The sequence below is a fragment of the Staphylococcus sp. HMSC14C01 genome (assembly GCF_001808085.1).
Classification (GTDB): domain Bacteria; phylum Bacillota; class Bacilli; order Staphylococcales; family Staphylococcaceae; genus Staphylococcus; species Staphylococcus hominis.
This window is the reverse complement of the sequence record NZ_KV792021.1, coordinates 28,107-46,913: the sequence shown is the minus strand read 5'-3', so window position 1 is coordinate 46,913 and position 18,807 is coordinate 28,107. Positions and strand designations below refer to the sequence as shown.

Genomic DNA, 18,807 nt, shown 5'->3' with positions numbered 1-18,807 from the left:
AATATAATGGCAGAGGTAAAAGTTCCAGAATTAGCAGAATCAATTACAGAAGGTACAGTTGCAGAGTGGCTAAAAAACATAGGGGATAATGTTGAAAAAGGAGACGCTATTCTTGAATTAGAAACTGACAAAGTGAATGTTGAAGTTGTATCTGAAGAAGATGGTATACTTCAAGAACAACTTGCATCTGAAGGCGACACTGTAGAAGTGGGCCAAGCTATTGCAATTGTCGGTGAAGGTAAAGGTAGTACAAGTAGTTCAAGCAAATCACAAAATAACGATTCAACTTCTGAAAATGAAAACATAAAAACAGATTCTGCAGAAACTAATCATTCAACACCACGCACTTCTACTGAAGCACAAGGTAGCGATACAAGTTCAAATGACGACTCAGAATCAATCAATAATAAAAGAGTGAATGCAACGCCATCAGCACGTCGTCATGCTCGTAAAAATGGTATTGATTTAAATGAAGTAGCTGGAAAAGGTAGCGATGTGATAAGAAAAGAAGATGTTGATAATCGTCAAAAAACAAGTCAATCTAATCAAAATACTCAACCTAATTCACAACAAGAAACATCTAAAAAATCAACTGCTAATACGCCTAATAAACCAGTGATTCGTGAAAAAATGTCTAGAAGAAAGAAAACAGCTGCAAAAAAATTATTAGAAGTATCTAATAATACCGCAATGCTCACAACATTTAATGAAGTTGATATGACAAATGTAATGGAATTAAGAAAACGTAAAAAAGAACAATTTATTAAAGATCATGACGGCACTAAATTAGGATTTATGTCATTCTTTACTAAGGCAGCAGTAGCAGCACTCAAAAAATATCCAGAAGTTAATGCTGAAATTGATGGAGACGATATGATTACTAAACAATACTATGATATTGGTATTGCTGTTTCAACAGATGATGGATTATTAGTACCATTCGTTAGAGATTGTGATAAGAAAAACTTTGCTGAACTAGAAAAATCAATTGCAGATTTAGCAGTAAAAGCACGTGATAAAAAACTTGGATTAGATGATATGGTAAATGGTTCATTTACAATCACTAATGGTGGTGTATTTGGTTCTATGATGAGTACACCAATTATTAATGGTAATCAAGCTGCTATCTTAGGTATGCATTCAATTATCACTCGTCCAATTGCTATTGATAAAGATACAATCGAGAACAGACCAATGATGTACATTGCATTAAGCTATGACCATAGAATTATTGATGGCAAAGAAGCAGTTGGATTCTTAAAAACAATTAAAGAGCTGATCGAGAGCCCAGAAGACTTATTATTAGAATCTTAATTTCATTTATTAAAGCGCTAAATATATTGAAATCTTAATCATAAATTGATAAAGAGTAGAATAAGTTCATAATGAATTTATTCTACTCTTTTTAAGTTTTAGTTATATTAGCATTAAAAAAATTACGCTAGAATATTTCGATATTATCATTAGTTAAAAATAAATATGTAATATAGAAATAAAAGAAGATAACGTAAATGTATCCTAATAATGAGAATATAAAAAATAGCAGAGAAGCGCATCCCTCATTATCCATTTATGACTTTTCCAAAGCAGATGCTAACATGTATAAAAATGATAAATTAAGTATTATATTTGGACAAAAAACAACAAATATTCTTAAGAGTATTACAAAAGAATCTATTAAAAAATAATAATTATTAAAACTACAATAAGTTAAAAACGAACTTTATATAATTTATCAAGTTTGTTTTTAGACAATTAAATAACCTATGATATACCCCCCTACCTTTATAAAACAAGGTAGGGGAGGGGTATATCATATATATTATCTTATATATATGTTATTTATTATACAAACTTTAATCATTTATAATATTTTTATTTACGTATATTTTATAATAAAAAACAATACTCTTATTTAAGCGTTCAACATATTATTCATATATAAAATACGTTATAATGTTTAAGAAAAGATATATAAATGGGAGTGTCGATGAATGAGTGGACTAAGAAGTGTTACGATTGGAACAAGTGATCTCTCAAAAACACAGAATTTATTTCATAATATTTTAGGTCTTAATGTTGCAACAAAAAGACAGGCATTACGTTTTGGTGATGCTGAATTAAATCCTGGTACAAGACTTCACTTTGTAGAAGTTCCTAATCCTAATTATAGAAATGTACATATATCAAGCGTGGGATTAAGAACACCATCGAATGCTGGTTTAGAAGAATATCAACAAATATTAGAAAAAAATAATATTCAATTTAGTTCAATCACTGAATTAAACGGTAATCAGCACTTTAATTTTAAAGATGATAATCATCAAATTTTTGATATCTATTCTAATGAACTGAATGTTGGTATTGGATTAGGCACACCTACTTTTGAAAGTGCTGTTAATCCTCTTCACCAAATTCAAGGGTTGGGACCAGTAATTATTAAAGTAAACGAATTATTGGTTACAACTTCTATCTTTAAAAATGTATTTAATTTAACGCATTATGCTGAATATGAATCTACTGAATTTCCTGATCAAACTGTCCAGGTATTTAAAATCGGAGATGGTGGACTTGGTGGAGAAATTCATTTATATCAATCTAATGAACAAGTTGAATTAAAAGAAGAAGGAATTGTGGAACAAATTGAATTCAGTACAAATTCAACTGAAGACTTTGAAGATGCACGAAAAGAACTGGATGAAATTGGTATTCCTTATCAAATATTAAATCAAGGTGATGCTCAATCGTTACGCATTACTGAAGGTAGCGGCATCTCTTTCATATATACTTTAGAAAAAAAAATAATATAATTCATTTTATTGGAGGATTTAAAATGGCAATGTTACATGAAGATTGGAAATCACGCACACCAATTAAACAAGTGATGGTAGTTAATACTGATGCAAAAAAATTCACAGTATCAGATATGCTTACTATTGGAAAACAATATGATGTCATCAATGAAACTGAAGAATATTATCAAATCATTGATAACTCTGGTCTAGTAGGTGGTTATTACAAAGATTATTTTAAAGAAGTTTAAATACATTCAATTTCTAAAAGATAACGATTAAATTAAGACTCAGAGTGATGTACCAATATCTATACATTTATACACGCTCTTGGTCTATTTTTTCATCTTATAAAGGAGAATATTAAAATGCCAAATAATCATTATATCAATTCAGATCAATCTGTATTCAATGATGCACAAGCATTGTTTAATTTAAATAAAAATATTTTATTAAAAGGCCCTACAGGCTCTGGTAAAACACGATTAGCTGAAACTTTAAGTGAAGTAGTCCAAACGCCGATGCATCAAGTTAACTGTTCTGTTGATTTAGACGCAGAGAGCTTATTAGGTTTTAAAACAATAAAAACAAATGAACAAGGTCAACAAGAAATTATTTTTATTGACGGCCCAGTTATAAAAGCCATGCGAGAAGGTCATATCTTATATATTGATGAAATCAATATGGCTAAACCTGAAACATTACCTATTTTAAATGGCGTATTAGACTATAGACGTCAGTTAACCAATCCATTTACTGGAGAAGTAATTAAAGCAGCCCCTGGTTTCAATGTAATTGCTGCGATAAATGAAGGCTATGTTGGTACATTACCAATGAATGAAGCATTAAAAAACCGCTTTATTGTCATACAAGTTGATTACATTGGAGGAGACATTCTTAAAGATGTCATTAAACAACAAAGCCAGCTTCAAGATGATGATATAATTAAAAAAATCATTAAATTTAATGAAGACTTACGTACAATGTCAAAACAAGGACAAATTTCAGAAGAAGCAGCTAGTATTCGTGCGTTAATTGACTTAAGTGACTTAATTACAGTTATGCCAATAGAGAGAGCAATTCAGCGTACAATTATCGATAAACTTGAAGATGAACGCGAACAGCAAGCCATCAGAAATGCAATCGAACTAAACTTTTAGAGAGGGATTATTATGAGTGATCGTTTTATAAAATTTAATGATGAGCAGCTAGATGCTAAGCAAGTCATGATGTTACAAGATTTAGCGCGCTTACTACTGAAAAACGAACAAACTAAAGTAAAAATTCAAAAGTTCCCTTATTATGATCCTATTAATAATACTTTAATTACAAGTTGGTTTTGGTCTCATCGTCCAAAAGATATTGAAAGTGCAGGGTTAAAAACAGATGTCATGCTCGCTGCATATGGTTATAAAATGATGGACGAAGCTATCGTAAATGAAGTTCTTCATGATAATGAATTTAGCCATTCTAAATTTTATCATCAACTCTTTAGATTGCTAGAAGATATGCGCGTTTTTAATTTTATTAAAGAGGAGCGACCTAGCACTGCTAAACAAATTGATTTAAGAGTGAAAACTCGATTATCTTATACGGAATCACAAATTAAATTCTATAAAACAAAAACGGTATATACAGATTTACTTTTCTTATATTTAGAGCGCGCATTTTTAAGTCAAAACTTCTTTGATATACCCACGATACATCCACAATTAGATGACATATTAAATCACATGTTTCAATATTTACCTGATTTTTTCCAAAATGAATCATCTGAAGATAATATGTATCTTGCACAACGTGTCATGTTCCAAATCGATGAAATGTTATCACATGACATGTTAAATGAATATTATCATCTTCCTAGAAAAGTATATGAAGCTATTCATGAAATGTCTTACGAGGATATCAAACGTATGGATGCAAGTAATGTTGATGGCCAAGATAATACAAACGAAGAAACTGACACTACATCAGCCGAAGCTGAAACAAACGCTCAAGATAGTAAATCTGAAGGTGACGCTTATCTTGAAATGGAATTACATGAAGGTGAAAATAGTGATGTTATGAGTGATAACGACACTGCACGTGAAGGTGATTCAACTGATGATATGACAGATATGATGACGAAAAAAGGACGTGGCTCTAATCATGCACTTGATCGTGATGAAGGCGGTTCTATAGGTTCTAATCCATCATTTGCTTTACGTGGTATTAATGAAAATGTCGAAATAGAATGGAAAGTACCTGATATAGAGCCAGAGTATATTTCAAGCTACCAGCAAGTTAAAAATGAAGTACAATTTGAAACTAAAGATTTAATTCAGATTATAAAGAAAACCATCGATAGAGAACATGTTGACGAACGTCATAATTTGACTAAAGGTCGTCTTCAACGTGATTTAACCAATTGGTTTATTGATGATCAATATAAATTGTTTTATAAAAAACAAGACCTTAGTAAAACATTCGATGCGACTTTTACATTACTGATTGATGTATCTGCTAGTATGTTTGATAAAATGGAAGAAACGATTAAAGGCGTCGTATTATTTCATGAAACATTAAAAGCACTCAACGTTAAACATGAGATACTTGCTTTTAATGAAGATGCTTTTGACTCTGATGATCGAAAACAACCCAATATCATTGATGAAATCGTTCATTACGATCGTTCAATCATGGAAAAAAGCGGACCACGCATTATGTCATTACATCCTCAAGATGATAATAGAGATGGCGTAGCTATACGAATTGCAAGTGAACGTTTATTAAGAAGAAGTCATCAACAACGTTTCTTAATTATCTTTTCAGATGGGGAACCTTCAGCGTATAACTATGCTCAAGACGGTATTTTAGATACGTATGAAGCTGTGGAAATGGCGCGTAAATTTGGAATCGAAGTATTTAATGTCTTTTTAAGCCAAGATCCTATTACTGAAGATATTGAAGAAACCATTCATAATATTTATGGACAATTTGCATTATTTGTAGAAGGTGTTGAAAATTTACCGAGTCACTTATCACCATTGCTAAAAAAATTATTATTAAAATCTTTCTAATAATTAAACTGTATATTGATTTATAATATTCAAATTTTTGTGACATACATAGACTTGTCAATTCTTTTTGTGCTAGAATGTTAAATATTGCAAACATATACATAAAAAGGAGCAATTCTATGAATAAACATACTTGGATTATCGGCTTTACGCTATTTGCTATGTTTTTTGGCGCAGGTAATCTAATTTTTCCTCCTAATTTAGGACAAGAAAGTGGTGCCTATTTCTGGCCAGCAATTTTAGCTTTTTGTTTGACTGGAATAGGCTTACCATTACTTGGAGTAGTCGTTGGGGCACTTGACAAACAAGGATATATTGGTGCCTTTAATAAACTGTCACCGAGATTTTCAGTTGTCTTTCTCATTATTATTTATTTAACTATTGGACCTCTATTTGCTATACCACGTACTGCATCTACGTCTTTTGAAATGACTATTACACCCATTACGCATTCAAATAGTAATATGTCTTTATTCATTTTTACACTTATTTATTTTATTGTTGTTTTATATTTATGTATTAATCCTGGTAAAATAGTAGATCGAATTGGATCTTTATTAACTCCTTTATTATTAATTACAATTTTGGCCATGATTATTAAAGGATTTGTAGATTATAAGGGACACAGTTCATCTCATGGAAATCCAGAGATATATTCTTCAAATATAGAAAGTTTTTCACACGGCTTTATTGAAGGGTATTTAACAATGGATGCAATTGCAGCAATTGCATTTTCAATGATTGTGGTTAATGCCATTAAAGCAACAGGAGTTAAACACACCAATCAAATATTTAAACAAACAGTTATAGCTGGATTTATTGCCGCTTTAGCATTAATTTTTATATATGTTTCTTTAGGCTATATTGGTAATCATATGGGAATAAGTCAAAATACGATTACATCTCTAATGGCTAAAAATCAAAATATAGGAACTTATTTACTTACTACCATGGCTACAAACGGCTTTGGTATTCTAGGAAAATACTTACTAGGTATCATTGTTGCTTTAGCTTGTTTAACTACAGCTTGTGGACTTATTGTATCTGTGAGTCAATACTTTTATAGTATATTTTCAAAAATTAGTTATAAGGTATATGTTATAGGTTTTACAATTATCAGTTTTATATTGGCTAATTTAGGATTAAATTCTGTTATAAACATGTCTGTTCCTGTGTTAAGTATTATTTATCCTGTAGCCATTACTATGATTATTTTAATTTTACTTGCGCGTTTTATTCCAACTAAACCTATTGCGCAACAAATACCTATTATTATTGTTAGTCTTGTTTCAATTGTAAGTACAATAAATACATTAGGTTTAATAAAATTAAATGTTATAAATCATTTACCCCTTAAGCAATATTCTTTAGAATGGTTACCTATAGCTATCATTTCAATCATAATGGGGTATATCGTATCTAAGTTTATAAATCAATCGTATATTGTTTATCAAAAGGAATAGATATACTAAACACCGGTTACTTCTTTAAATGAGAGCAATCGGTGTTTTAATTTTATCTATTCTTTTTTCATAGTAAGTAAATGTTCTTTTAATTCATTCTCGAGTTGTGATAATTCTCTTTCAGCTTGTTGACGTTTTTGACGTCCATTATATTGAATTTGCAGTGTTTGTTCAATCGTTTCAATGATGTCATTTTGAGTCGCTTTAAGCGTTTCAATATCTACGATACCACGTTCATTTTCAGTAGCCGTTTCAATTGCATTTTGTTTTAACATGGCTGCATTTCGTGTAAGTAAATCATTTGTGGTATCAGTAACTGCACGCTGAGCTGTTACAGCATTTTTTTGTCTCATTAAAGTGAGGGCAATAGCCATCTGATTTTTCCATAAAGGAATACTTGTGAGAATAGAACTTTGAATTTTTTCAGCTAATGCTTGATTCACATTTTGAATCATACGAATTTGCGGCGCTGTTTGAATTGCAATTTGACGTGATAATTGTAAGTCATAAATTTTTTTATCTAATCGATCAACAAATTGCTCCATATCAGCGACACTTTGAATATCCATTTGATTACCAGATTGTTCTGCATGTTGACGCAATTTAGGCAATTCATTAGCATTTATTTCTTGTTTTTTACGCTGTGCAGCAGCAATGTATAGAGAAACATCCTCAAAATATACTTTATTTTGTTCATAAAGATGATCGAGTAACTGAATGTCTTTAGTTAAATTTCCTTTATGCTTATCCAATTGAATGGTGATTCTATCGACTTGTGCACTTACAGATTGCATTCTAGAAAATACTTCATTTATTGAAGCTTTTGTTCGTCTAAATAAACGTTTAAGTTTAGATTGATTGTCTTGATTCAAGTCATCAGGATTAACTTCTCTTAACTTAGACATTAATTGATTTAAAGTATCACCAATAGGACCCACATCTTTCGATTGAACTTCATCTAACATTTGATGTGAAAATTGAGACATGTTCTGTTGTAGATGTGTCCCAAAAGATAATAGGCCTTCACTATCTAGTGGTTTGATTTGTTGACTAATTGAATCAATTTTTTTTAAATCTTGTTCGTTAAATTGTTGTTCAAAGTCTTGCTTAACATTTTGAGTTGAAACATCATGCGTTTGATGATCTATATAATCATCTAATGGATGTGAGTTAATAAATTGGTCTTTTTGATTCATTTAAAAATTCTCTCCATTCTTATCTTAACTTTAAATTAGTATTTTTTATATCGCTTGTGTTGTAACCGATTAAGTTCCATTTCAATATCTAAACGCTCATAATCATCTTCATTAAGTCTTTTTAAATCTGCAATAAGTGTACGTTTCACCTCATCTAAAGTAATACGTGTTTGCTCTAATTTTTGCTTTTCTTCAGCAGATTTTTTTGGCATTTTAGATAAACGGGTATATGCATCAATTAAATTTAGTGCATTATCTATATGCGAATAAAAGAAACTTTCTACTTTGAAAAATGATGAAGGTCTCTGTTTAACAGCAAAATGAATAGACTTAGAAATTTTATAAATATCATTAATTTGACGAAAATCTTTAATCGATCTGATATTAATATATGATTTTAAAATATTACGAATTTTATTATGTGATTGATTGAGTTGTTGATTAACAAAACGATAGTCTCTACGTGATAATCCAATTTCATTTAAATATTTTTTGGATGTCAATCTTTGAGTAGGAAAATAAGATACAAAAAACATTCCAATACCTATTAGGGCATCAAGTATAAAGGATAAATCAAATCCAAATACACTTGTCACCCATGAGATAATAGCTATTGGAATTCCTACTAAAACACCCAGAAGCCGAGAAAGGTTATATCTCAATATTCATCTTCCTTTATTTAATAAATCGTTTTAAATTCTGAGTATCTATTTGTTACGTCTAAATCTTCAATACTATAATCAGAAACTGAAGATGCAGGAGAAGCACCAGCAATCACTTTATTAATAAATGATTTTATTTTTTCCTCGTCACCTTGAGCATATATATCTACATAATCCTCAACATTTTGAACAGTACCAAATATATCAAGTTTTTTTGCAATTAATTCAGTATGATGACGGAACCCTACACCTTGGACAGTTCCAAATACTTGTATATGTTTATGTTGCATCATTATCACCTCTACATTATATTATACGTATTTTTCCTACAAAAAACTAATAATTAATATACATATCATCTTTATCTCAATTAAAAGAACGAAGTCTTTAAGCTTGAATTCGTCTAAAAAAAAGTTACAATATTTATTAGAGTTTTAATTTGAGAGGGGACTTAGTCATGTGGACAGTTGCAAAGATTCGTGCTGACTACGAGGGATGGTGGTTATTTAGCGACTGGACAGAAAAAATCGTAGAACAACATCATTATAGTAACTATGAAGAAATGTTAGAAGATTATCAATCAATTATTAAAAAAAGTAAAAAATATTATAATAATTATGTTATTGGGAAATATAATATTTATGCATTTTATAATAATTGTGATTTAAATTTTTGTGAAGATTGTGATGAAGATTTACAAATATTTTATAGTTTTATTGTTTTAAATAATAAAGAAGTTTATTATAATCTACCAAAAATTAATTAAAAGAGAATTTTCTATAATTGTATTGCAATTTAGTTCAAACTAACATATAATAGTTATCAAGCAATAGTTTTATTCCATATTGCAAAGAATATCTGTAATATTGATTGATAGCATTTTGTTATTTATACATATTTATAACACGTATTTTTTGTAATATGCGAATAATGCATATTGAATGAATTTTAGTCTTGGAGGTTTCACAATTATGAAACAAGGTACAGTTAAATGGTTTAACGCTGAAAAAGGTTTTGGCTTCATCGAAGTTGAAGGAGAAAACGACGTATTCGTACACTTCTCAGCAATTAACCAAGAAGGTTATAAATCATTAGAAGAAGGTCAATCAGTTGAGTTTGAAGTAGTTGAAGGCGATCGCGGTCCTCAAGCTGCAAACGTTGTTAAACTATAATTTATAGATTGCAAAAATTGACTTTAGTAACACCTTACCAAGATGTAGGGTGTTTTTTATATATAAATGAGGCTGGGACATAAATCTCAGAAAAAATAGCCAGTAAAAGAGTTTTTAAAAACTCTTTTACTGGCTTCTTTATTATGGTGCAACTTGAACGGGTAAGTATAAACTTTCTCGTTATTTTATTTTGTATCATTAATTATTAATTGACGTAATGATTGACGTTTGATAACTTCACGTGCTTTTCCATCTTTTAAGAAGAAAACAGGTGGTTTTTGCATTTGATTATAATTAGATGCCATAGAGTAATGGTATGCGCCAGTAGATAAAATGGCTAAATAATCTCCACGTTTTACAGAAGAAGGTAACATAGCATCTCGGATAATAATATCTCCAGATTCACATAATTTTCCGGCAATAGTTACCGTTTCGTCTGCCTTCTCATGACGATTTACAAGTAATGCTTGATATTTGGCTCCATATAAAGCAGTTCTAATATGATCACTCATACCACCATCAATAGAAACATATTTATTTACTTCAGGAATGTCTTTAATTGTTCCAACTTCATATAACGTAATACCCGCTTCGCCAACAATTGAACGTCCTGGTTCAATACCAATTTCAGGAACGTCACAGTTTAATTTTTCTGATTCAGATTTAATCGCATCTGTAATTTCAGCAATACCTTCTTCAATAGGGAAGCTTACATCACCTTCGACATATTTAATACCAAAACCGCCACCTAAGTTAAGTAATTCAACTTGGATATGATGCTCGTTAAGCCAATTTAAAACAATTTTAGCTGTTTCAATCATAGCTTCAGTACCCTCAATTTGTGATCCTACATGGAAATGTATTCCTTTTAAATGAAGATGTTTTGATGCTTCGACTTTTTCAACTGCTTGAATTGCAAGACCATGGCGAATTGAAAGACCAAATTTACTATCTTCTTGACCAGTTTGAATAAATTCATGGGTATGCGCCTCTACGCCAGGATTCACACGAATGACAACATTAACTCTATCACTTGCATAGCGATCGATTAATTCAATTTCTTCTAAAGAATCAATAACAAAGTAGCCAACGCCACTTTCTAAAGCATATTGTATTTCACGTTTCGTTTTATTATTGCCATGGAAGTGGATGCGACTAGGGTCAAATTTAGCCTCAAATGCTGTATAAAGTTCGCCTTCAGATACGACATCTAATTGTAAGTTTTCTTCTTGAACTAACTTTACCATTTGAATGCAAGTAAAAGCTTTAGAAGCATATGAAATATTGTATTTTAATCCACTTTTTTGAAAAGCATTATGAAATCGACGCATTTGATTGCGAATTTCATCTTCATCATAAACAATGGTAGGCGTACCAAAACTTTGAGCTAGTGTTTTCAAACTTGTACCCGCCATTGTTAATTCACCGTAATCATTATATTTAACTGACATTTTATCTAAACTCCTTTATAAGAGAATCGTGATTCATCGCACTAAGTTGTTCTGAATTAGCGCCAACACCTTTGAATGTGTATTCATCAATGCGTATATCATTATTATATAGTATCACTTCATCTTGTGCATGAACATCATCATCGACTTCAACAAACATATGACTCATCATTAATGCTCGAATAGGGTAACGTTTGCCATTAATTAATGCTTCGTGTGTTGCACGTTTTTTTAAAATACCATCACCATAGCCAATATCAACAACTGCAAGATGTGTATGATCATGCGTTGCTTCAAATGCAAAACTATAACCACAATAATCACCTTTATTTACTTCACGAACTTGAATTACATTTCCTTTTACGGTTAAGGCTTGTTCAATCTCATGTTCATCTAATTTGCTATATGGTCTTGAACCATATAAAGCGATACCTACACGTGCATGTGTATGATAGGGAAGAAGTTGTTGTCCTTCACGATAATAACTCGCACTATTTTGCGCATGGATAAGTTCAAATTGGTATCCTTCATTTAATAATGTATTAACGACGTTTAACCATGCTTCACGTTCAATCCCATATTCTGGAACATCAAATTCATCTGCATATCCAAAATGCGTCCATAGGCCAACGATATTCATTTCACTTCCATTATCATTTTCATGATGATGAAGTACTTCTTTAATTTCATCAAGATTTTTGAAACCTGAACGATGGAGTAAATTTTCAAATTCTAAGTGAACATTAATATCTTTTAATTCACTTTTGTACTGATAATAATATTCTAAAGAGGGAAGCGTCATTTGAATATTATTATTTCGAACTGTATCAAAGTCATAAACTGCATTCATTAAAAAAATTGTAGCATGAGGTGCAAGTTTACGAACTCTCACTGCTTCTTTTAAGGAAGTCGTACTAAATGTATGGATACCTGCTTCTAAAAATGTTCTTACTGCAAACTCTAATCCATAATGATAACCATTATTTTTTACAACTGCCATTATTGATTGATTATTCTTTACTTTAGTTGCATTTCTTAAAAAGATTTTTGAATCAACTGACCAAACTGCTGTCAATTTAATTTACTCCTTTCCATAATGGTTCAATATTTGTTCATAGTAATTGGCAACATCAATAAGCACTTTTTCGTCAAAATTTAAATGCGATGTATGTAAGCCTGTGATAAAGCCTTTATCTTCACTTCGAGTTCCTACAAAAGCAAAGTAAGACGGTGCTAATTGTTGGCCATAAAAACTAAAGTCTTCGCCGAATAAAAATGGCAGAGGCTTTTCAATAACTTTTAAATTAGCAGATAGAATAGATTGTTCAACGATATGACGTAGTTTAGGACTATTCATTGTAGCAGGATATCCTTCTTCAAATTTGACTTCACAATCAACATTGAATAATAATTTCACACTTTTTGCAATTTTATTCATTTGATTTTTCACGATATTTAAATCAGTGGCATCATAAGTACGAATAGTTCCTTCTAAATAACCATTACTAGGAACCGTATTAATTGCTTCACCTGCATTAAAGTGGCCCATATGAACAATATTACGTTTTAGTCCATTTAAATGATATTGCTGTATTTGACCAACTTGATTTAAAACATGAATCAGTGCTTCGCCACATGAATGACCTTGCTCTTTATCAGCTACATGACTAGATAATCCTTTTAAGAAAAAACGATATTCAGTGGCACTTGCTGTAATTTCTTCATCGCGTATCACGACTTGTCCTTCGTCAGCGAAAGGATTTACATGAATGCCAAATACTGCTTCAATAGGATATTGATTAAAAGCACCTGCTTTAATTAAGCGATTTGCGCCTCCGCCTGTTTCTTCAGCTGGTTGGAAGATAAACACGACATTATGAGGTAATTGATGTTGATCAGCCATCACCTTACATCGTTTAACAAATAACATCAATGCTGTTGTATGACCATCGTGACCACAAGCATGCATCACATTATCTGTTTGACTACGATAATCGACATTGTTTTCTTCAAAAATGGGTAGGGCGTCAATGTCTGCCCGAAATGCAATTGTATGGTCACTATTACCTTCTAAATATGCAATAGCACCCGTTTCAAGAGGTTGCTCGTAAGGTACATTTAATTCATCTAGAAATCGAGTAATATATTGAGTTGTCTCAAATTCATGAAGACTTAATTCTGGATGTTGATGTAAATGTCTTCTATGTTGTGTGACAAATTCTAATTCGCTCATCTTAATCAATCCTTTATTCATTTATTATTTAACTTATGTATTCATTTAATCGTAAAGGCTGAGAACATATTGTCCCAGCCTTTAGCATTCAATTATTCAAGTTTGTCATTAATCATTTAATTTTCTTAACGCTGCAACAATTTCTCGTTTAGAGTCTTGAACTTCAGATGTTTGTTTAATGACTGTAGCAGGTGTACCAGCTACAACCGCACCAGCAGGAACATCTTGAGTCACGATAGCACCAGCAGCTACAATAGCGCCTTCGCCAACTCTTACACCTTCTAGAATAACTGCGTTTGCGCCAATTAATACATTATCTTCGATTACTACTGGAGAAGCACTAGGTGGCTCAATAACGCCCGCTAATACTGCACCAGCACCTACATGAACATTTTTACCTGTTGTCGCACGACCACCTAATGTTGCATTCATATCAATCATAGTACCTTCACCTACAACAGCGCCAATATTGATTGTTGCTCCCATCATCACAACGGCACCGTCTTCGATAATAGCTTGTTCACGAATGAATGAACCTGGTTCAATACGTGCATTTGTATTAGTTAAGTCTTTTAAAGGAATAGCAGAATTACGACGGTCCATTTCAATTTCTAAGTCAGTAATATATGATTGATTGGTTTCATAAAATGTTTTCCAATCATCCGCTTCACAAAATATTACTTTTGAATCATCAGATCCGAATACTTTAAATGTATTAGGAAAAGTGACGTCATTGAATTGTCCATTTACGTATACTTTTAATGGTGTTGATTTTTTAGCATCACTAATATATTGAATAATTTCTTGTGCAGATAAGTGTTGTACCATAGTTTAGAATCTCCTTAAGTTATTTTATAAGTTGTCAAATGTATAAAAACCATTTGATTTTGTGTTTAATTTTTCAGCAGCTGTAATTGCGCCATTTGCAAAAATGTCCTTAGATTGCGCTTTATGAGAAATGGTAATTGTTTCATCTGTGCCAGCAAATAAAACATCATGTTCGCCTACAATTGTACCGCCACGAACTGAATGAATACCGACTTCATCTTTTTCACGTTTTTCAGTTCGCTCATGTCGATCGTAAACAGGCGTTACATTTTCACGTAATTCTTTAATAACATCATAAAGTTTGACGAGTGTGCCACTTGGCGCATCCACTTTTTTATTATGATGAGCTTCAGTTAACTCAATATCATAATCTTGTAAAAGGGGAACAGCTGCTTCTAGAATTTTAGTTAATGCATGGACGCCATAACTCATATTTGCACTGAAGAAAACAGGCATACGTTCGCTTAATTGTTCTAATTTTTGAATCAGTTTTTCTTTTTCACCAGTAGTAGCAATCACTAAAGGTAATTCAAACTCTTCATCTAATAAAGGTAATAATAGATTAGGATTAGAGAAGTCGATCGCTACATCGGCTTCATTTTGTGCGTCTGCAATATGATGATAAGCTTTATATGGTGAATGTTGATGTTCTTCTGGCTCAATTGTACCAACAATCTCATGACCTTTTTCTTCTGCTAATCTGGCAACGCGTTGATTCATTGTGCCATATCCAATGAGTAAAATTTTCATTTTTATTCCTCCGTTTTAAATGCTTTATAAGCATTCACTAATACATTTGCTTTTTCTTTCTCTAGTGGTAATAAAGGTAATCTTAATTCATAATTTCCAAATCCTAAATGACTTGTTAGAGCTTTAATTGGAATAGGGTTGACATCAACTGAAAGTGCATCTAACAATTGACCTATCGGTTCAAAGTCTTTCTCAATTTCTTTCCCATTTTGTTTAGCATCATAAAGTGCTTGAAATTCTTTCGGAATAACGTTAGCAATGACAGAAATTACGCCATTACCTCCACGATTATAGAATTCTACGACATTATCATCATTACCACTGTAAAAAGCAAATTCATCTTGATGAATACGTTTTTTCACTTCTTCGTAATAGTTAAAGTCATTTGTAGCATCTTTAATAGCTACAATGTAATCATTATGACTTAATGTTTCGACTGTTTCAGGATCAATTGTCATATTCGTTCTTGAAGGTACATTATATAAAACAACAGGTAACTTAACTTCATTCGCGATGGTTTCAAAATGTTTAATTAAGCCACGTTGATTCGTTTTATTATAGTAAGGTGTGATTAACATAATACCATCTACACCTAATTCTTTAGCACGTAATGAAGCTTGAATAGATTTAGCTGTATTATTTGTACCAGTTCCAGCGATAATAGCCACTTGATGATTAACTTGTTTAATCACCGCTTGAAGTACTTTTTCTTTCTCTTCTTCTGTTAAAGTAGGGCTCTCTGCTGTAGTGCCGTTTACAATAATTGCTTTAACATTATTATCAAGTAAAAATTGAACATGTCGTTCTAATGCTTTATAGTCAACTTCATTATTAGTAAATGGAGTAGCAAGCGCTACACCTACACCTTCAAAAATATGTGCCATATTATCTAGCTCCTTTTAATTTAATGACTTGTTCTAACACTTGAACTGCATTTAAAGCTGCACCTTTAAGTAGGTTATCTGAAGTACACCAAACATGGAAAGTATTATCAAGTGAGTCATCACGACGAATTCTACCTACAAACACTTCATCTTTACCTGTTGAATTAATAGCTAAAGGATATTCATTATTTTCAGGATTGTCTACTAAAACAACACGATTATCGTTTTCAAATAAATCTTTAATTTCTTGAACTGTTGCCTCTTTATCAAGAGTAACATCAATTTCTACGCTATGACTATCTTGAACAGGTACACGTGCACATGTTGCAGTCACACGTAAGTCAGGTTGTCCTAAAATTTTTCGTGTTTCATCAATCATTTTTTGCTCTTCTTTTGTATATCCATCTTCTAAAAAAACATCAATATGTGGTAAAACATTATTATAAATAGGATGTGGATAAGCTTCTGGAGCTTTACCATTCGCACCTTCAGCTAAGTCTCTCTTACCTTTAACCCCTGAACCCGAAACTGCTTGATATGTTGTATAAGCTACACGTTTTAATCCAAAAGCATCGTATAAAACTTTAAGTGGCACGACCGACTGAATTGTTGAGCAGTTAGGATTAGCAATGATACCACGTTTAAATTCTGGTTGGTTAACTTCTGGTACAATTAAATCCACATCGTTTGTCATACGCCATTGACTTGAATTATCAATAACAATTGCTCCAGCTTTTTCGAAAATAGGGGCAAATTGTTTACTTGTTCCGCCACCTGCACTCATTAGCACGTAATCAAATTTTTCACTTGCTGCTTCTTCTGTAAGTTCTTGAACTGTATATGTTTTCCCTTGAAACTCAATTTCTTTACCTGCTGATCTTGCTGATGAGAATAATACCAACTCATCAAATTGGATATGTTTACGATCAATTGTTTCTAACATTTTTGTTCCGACTAATCCTGTTGCTCCAACTACTGCTAATCTTGTCATAAAAGAATCACTCCATTTAAATATTAATTGAATTTTGAATTACTTATTTTAACTTAAGTTTAAATATCAAAAGCATCGTATAGAACTTCAACCGCTTTATTTCCATTTTCTGCATCAATAACATAAGAAATACTAATTTCAGAAGTTGTTGTTTGATAAAATGGAATATTAGAATTAATTAACGTAATAAATGCTTTTGAAGCTACACCAGACATATCACGCATTCCTGAACCAATTAACGAAATTTTGACGTAAGCTTCATTAATTTTATAATCTAAAGCATCAAATGTTGTAGAAAGTTCCTCTAAGATACTTGAAATTTGTTGTACATCACTATCTTTAATAGAAAAAGATAGTTGTAAACCTTCAACATTTACGATTTGAGAAATCATATCCACATTAACTGAACCTTCATCTAAAGCAGTAAATAATTGAGTTAGAAGGCGATTATCTGGAAGAGGGTAACTAATTGTTACATGCATCATATGTGTATCTAATGCAACTCCAGTTACGGCTTTTTTTTCTAATATTTCTGTTCTTGGCATAATCCATGTTCCTTTCACATTTGATAACGTTCTACCTAAATACAAGGGGATATCATAATTTTTAGCAAGTTCTACACTTCTTGTTTCTAACACACCAGCACCTAAAGCACTCATTTCCATCATTTCTTCATAAGACACATAATCTAAACGTTTTGCCTCACTCAAAATTCTTGGATCAGTAGCATAAACGCCATCAACATCAGTGTAAATTTCACAAGGGATTTGATTACTAGCTGCTAATGCAACAGCAGTCGTATCTGAACCACCACGACCAAGTGTAGTTAACTCTAATTCGTCGTTCACTCCTTGGAAACCTGCTACAACTAAAACATCCTTGTCTTTAAATTCCTTATTAAATGTTTCAGGATTAATTTCTGCAATTCGACTTTTTAAATGATGACCTACTGTTTTGATACCTGCTTGATATCCAGTCATAGCTCTAGCACTTACGCCAATATCATTTAATACCATCGACAAATAAGAAACTGTTTGTTGTTCACCAGTTGTTAATAATAGAGCAAGTTCTTCATCTTTTGGAGTTGTTGTAAGATGAGAAACATTTTCCATTAATTGATCTGTTGTTTTGCCCATAGCACTTACGACAACAATAAGTTGTTCACCGTCATCTACACGGCGTTTAAGCATTTCTGCAATATTTTTTATCTTTGTAAAATCGGCGACAGATGAACCACCGAACTTCAAAACACGTCGTTTCAAGATTTTACCTCCTAGAATTTAGGGGCACACGTCATAAAAAAGAGCAAGTTCGGAATGTGCG

General features: G+C 31.7%; 20 protein-coding genes. 9 read left to right on the top strand and 11 right to left on the bottom strand.

The genetic code is table 11. The annotated features are described in order from the left end of the window. The first annotated feature begins 6 nt into the window (after positions 1-6). The 7 genes from odhB to brnQ all read left to right on the top strand — a co-directional run bounded on the left by odhB (position 7) and on the right by brnQ (position 7,317). Entirely contained in the window at positions 7-1,314 is a 1,308-nt protein-coding gene (gene odhB, locus HMPREF3131_RS02655; RefSeq protein ID WP_017176330.1) for a 2-oxoglutarate dehydrogenase complex dihydrolipoyllysine-residue succinyltransferase, read from the top strand. A gap of 197 nt (positions 1,315-1,511) precedes the next feature. Beyond that, a complete protein-coding gene (locus HMPREF3131_RS11285) occupies positions 1,512-1,688 on the top strand; it encodes a hypothetical protein (RefSeq protein ID WP_170076340.1) in 177 nt (58 codons plus the stop codon). Positions 1,689-1,994: 306 nt separating this feature from the next. Beyond that, positions 1,995-2,810: a VOC family protein gene (locus HMPREF3131_RS02650; RefSeq protein WP_070436442.1), complete on the top strand. Its 816-nt coding sequence runs from the start codon at positions 1,995-1,997 to the stop codon at positions 2,808-2,810. A gap of 29 nt (positions 2,811-2,839) precedes the next feature. Further along, positions 2,840-3,043, top strand: coding sequence for a DUF6501 family protein (locus HMPREF3131_RS02645; RefSeq protein ID WP_025987180.1), 204 nt, complete (start codon positions 2,840-2,842; stop codon positions 3,041-3,043). Positions 3,044-3,160: 117 nt separating this feature from the next. Next, positions 3,161-3,952 carry an ATP-binding protein gene (locus HMPREF3131_RS02640; protein ID WP_017176334.1) on the top strand — a complete coding sequence of 264 codons (792 nt, stop codon included), beginning with the start codon at positions 3,161-3,163 and terminating at the stop codon, positions 3,950-3,952. Positions 3,953-3,964: 12 nt separating this feature from the next. After that, positions 3,965-5,854: a vWA domain-containing protein gene (locus tag HMPREF3131_RS02635; RefSeq protein ID WP_070436441.1), complete on the top strand. Its 1,890-nt coding sequence runs from the start codon at positions 3,965-3,967 to the stop codon at positions 5,852-5,854. Between the two features lie 119 nt (positions 5,855-5,973). Next, positions 5,974-7,317 (top strand): branched-chain amino acid-like transporter carrier protein BrnQ3, encoded by a 1,344-nt coding sequence (brnQ, locus tag HMPREF3131_RS02630; RefSeq protein ID WP_049419825.1) that lies wholly within the window; start codon positions 5,974-5,976, stop codon positions 7,315-7,317. A 56-nt stretch (positions 7,318-7,373) separates the two neighbouring features. Here the strand turns inward: brnQ and HMPREF3131_RS02625 are convergent, their stop codons facing one another. The 3 genes from HMPREF3131_RS02625 to HMPREF3131_RS02615 are packed head-to-tail and all read right to left on the bottom strand — an operon-like array spanning position 7,374 to position 9,465. After that, the gene (locus tag HMPREF3131_RS02625) at positions 7,374-8,513 is read right to left on the bottom strand and encodes a toxic anion resistance protein (RefSeq protein ID WP_017176337.1); all 1,140 of its coding nucleotides are present in this window, start codon (positions 8,511-8,513) and stop codon (positions 7,374-7,376) included. A 35-nt stretch (positions 8,514-8,548) separates the two neighbouring features. Further along, entirely contained in the window at positions 8,549-9,175 is a 627-nt protein-coding gene (locus HMPREF3131_RS02620; protein WP_017176338.1) for a 5-bromo-4-chloroindolyl phosphate hydrolysis family protein, read from the bottom strand. Between the two features lie 17 nt (positions 9,176-9,192). Continuing rightward, positions 9,193-9,465 carry an acylphosphatase gene (locus tag HMPREF3131_RS02615; protein ID WP_048680155.1) on the bottom strand — a complete coding sequence of 91 codons (273 nt, stop codon included), beginning with the start codon at positions 9,463-9,465 and terminating at the stop codon, positions 9,193-9,195. Positions 9,466-9,632: 167 nt separating this feature from the next. On the opposite strand from HMPREF3131_RS02615, the gene msaA reads away from it, so the two are divergent. Together msaA and cspA are read left to right on the top strand one after the other, a co-directional pair. Beyond that, positions 9,633-9,941, top strand: coding sequence for a regulatory protein MsaA (gene msaA / locus HMPREF3131_RS02610; protein WP_017176340.1), 309 nt, complete (start codon positions 9,633-9,635; stop codon positions 9,939-9,941). 205 nt (positions 9,942-10,146) lie between these two features. Continuing rightward, positions 10,147-10,347, top strand: coding sequence for a cold shock protein CspA (gene cspA / locus HMPREF3131_RS02605; RefSeq protein WP_001831260.1), 201 nt, complete (start codon positions 10,147-10,149; stop codon positions 10,345-10,347). Between the two features lie 185 nt (positions 10,348-10,532). On the opposite strand, the gene lysA is transcribed toward cspA, so the two are convergent. From lysA to HMPREF3131_RS02565, 8 genes are all read right to left on the bottom strand, one after another. After that, positions 10,533-11,798 (bottom strand): diaminopimelate decarboxylase, encoded by a 1,266-nt coding sequence (gene lysA / locus HMPREF3131_RS02600; RefSeq protein ID WP_070436440.1) that lies wholly within the window; start codon positions 11,796-11,798, stop codon positions 10,533-10,535. 1 nt (position 11,799) lies between these two features. Further along, entirely contained in the window at positions 11,800-12,873 is a 1,074-nt protein-coding gene (locus HMPREF3131_RS02595; RefSeq protein WP_070436439.1) for an alanine racemase, read from the bottom strand. Positions 12,874-12,879: 6 nt separating this feature from the next. Continuing rightward, complete coding sequence (locus HMPREF3131_RS02590) at positions 12,880-14,031, bottom strand: amidohydrolase (RefSeq protein ID WP_070436438.1); 1,152 nt, start codon at positions 14,029-14,031, stop codon at positions 12,880-12,882. Positions 14,032-14,139: 108 nt separating this feature from the next. Continuing rightward, a complete protein-coding gene (dapD, locus tag HMPREF3131_RS02585; protein ID WP_070436437.1) occupies positions 14,140-14,859 on the bottom strand; it encodes a 2,3,4,5-tetrahydropyridine-2,6-dicarboxylate N-acetyltransferase in 720 nt (239 codons plus the stop codon). A 24-nt stretch (positions 14,860-14,883) separates the two neighbouring features. After that, entirely contained in the window at positions 14,884-15,609 is a 726-nt protein-coding gene (gene dapB, locus HMPREF3131_RS02580) for a 4-hydroxy-tetrahydrodipicolinate reductase (protein WP_017174707.1), read from the bottom strand. 2 nt (positions 15,610-15,611) lie between these two features. Then, on the bottom strand, positions 15,612-16,493 hold the full coding sequence (dapA, locus tag HMPREF3131_RS02575) for a 4-hydroxy-tetrahydrodipicolinate synthase (RefSeq protein ID WP_017174706.1): 882 nt from the start codon (positions 16,491-16,493) through the stop codon (positions 15,612-15,614). A gap of 1 nt (position 16,494) precedes the next feature. Next, positions 16,495-17,484: an aspartate-semialdehyde dehydrogenase gene (locus HMPREF3131_RS02570; RefSeq protein ID WP_017174705.1), complete on the bottom strand. Its 990-nt coding sequence runs from the start codon at positions 17,482-17,484 to the stop codon at positions 16,495-16,497. A 59-nt stretch (positions 17,485-17,543) separates the two neighbouring features. Then, positions 17,544-18,749, bottom strand: a complete 1,206-nt coding sequence (locus HMPREF3131_RS02565; RefSeq protein ID WP_170999967.1) for an aspartate kinase — start codon at positions 18,747-18,749, stop codon at positions 17,544-17,546. Positions 18,750-18,807 lie beyond the last annotated feature (58 nt).

Bases quoted from the DNA above. Each gene is read 5' to 3' on its own strand.
- dapB (WP_017174707.1), bottom strand. From the start codon at position 15,609: ATGAAAATTTTACTCATTGGATATGGCACAATGAATCAACGCGTTGCC.
- dapA (WP_017174706.1), bottom strand. From the start codon at position 16,493: ATGGCACATATTTTTGAAGGTGTAGGTGTAGCGCTTGCTACTCCATTT.
- HMPREF3131_RS02590 (WP_070436438.1), bottom strand. From the start codon at position 14,031: ATGAGCGAATTAGAATTTGTCACACAACATAGAAGACATTTACATCAA.
- HMPREF3131_RS02645 (WP_025987180.1), top strand. From the start codon at position 2,840: ATGTTACATGAAGATTGGAAATCACGCACACCAATTAAACAAGTGATG.
- lysA (WP_070436440.1), bottom strand. From the start codon at position 11,798: ATGTCAGTTAAATATAATGATTACGGTGAATTAACAATGGCGGGTACA.
- HMPREF3131_RS02640 (WP_017176334.1), top strand. From the start codon at position 3,161: ATGCCAAATAATCATTATATCAATTCAGATCAATCTGTATTCAATGAT.
- odhB (WP_017176330.1), top strand. From the start codon at position 7: ATGGCAGAGGTAAAAGTTCCAGAATTAGCAGAATCAATTACAGAAGGT.
- HMPREF3131_RS02625 (WP_017176337.1), bottom strand. From the start codon at position 8,513: ATGAATCAAAAAGACCAATTTATTAACTCACATCCATTAGATGATTAT.
- HMPREF3131_RS02635 (WP_070436441.1), top strand. From the start codon at position 3,965: ATGAGTGATCGTTTTATAAAATTTAATGATGAGCAGCTAGATGCTAAG.
- dapD (WP_070436437.1), bottom strand. From the start codon at position 14,859: ATGGTACAACACTTATCTGCACAAGAAATTATTCAATATATTAGTGAT.
- msaA (WP_017176340.1), top strand. From the start codon at position 9,633: ATGTGGACAGTTGCAAAGATTCGTGCTGACTACGAGGGATGGTGGTTA.
- HMPREF3131_RS02650 (WP_070436442.1), top strand. From the start codon at position 1,995: ATGAGTGGACTAAGAAGTGTTACGATTGGAACAAGTGATCTCTCAAAA.
- HMPREF3131_RS11285 (WP_170076340.1), top strand. From the start codon at position 1,512: ATGTATCCTAATAATGAGAATATAAAAAATAGCAGAGAAGCGCATCCC.
- HMPREF3131_RS02570 (WP_017174705.1), bottom strand. From the start codon at position 17,484: ATGACAAGATTAGCAGTAGTTGGAGCAACAGGATTAGTCGGAACAAAA.
- cspA (WP_001831260.1), top strand. From the start codon at position 10,147: ATGAAACAAGGTACAGTTAAATGGTTTAACGCTGAAAAAGGTTTTGGC.
- brnQ (WP_049419825.1), top strand. From the start codon at position 5,974: ATGAATAAACATACTTGGATTATCGGCTTTACGCTATTTGCTATGTTT.
- HMPREF3131_RS02615 (WP_048680155.1), bottom strand. From the start codon at position 9,465: ATGCAACATAAACATATACAAGTATTTGGAACTGTCCAAGGTGTAGGG.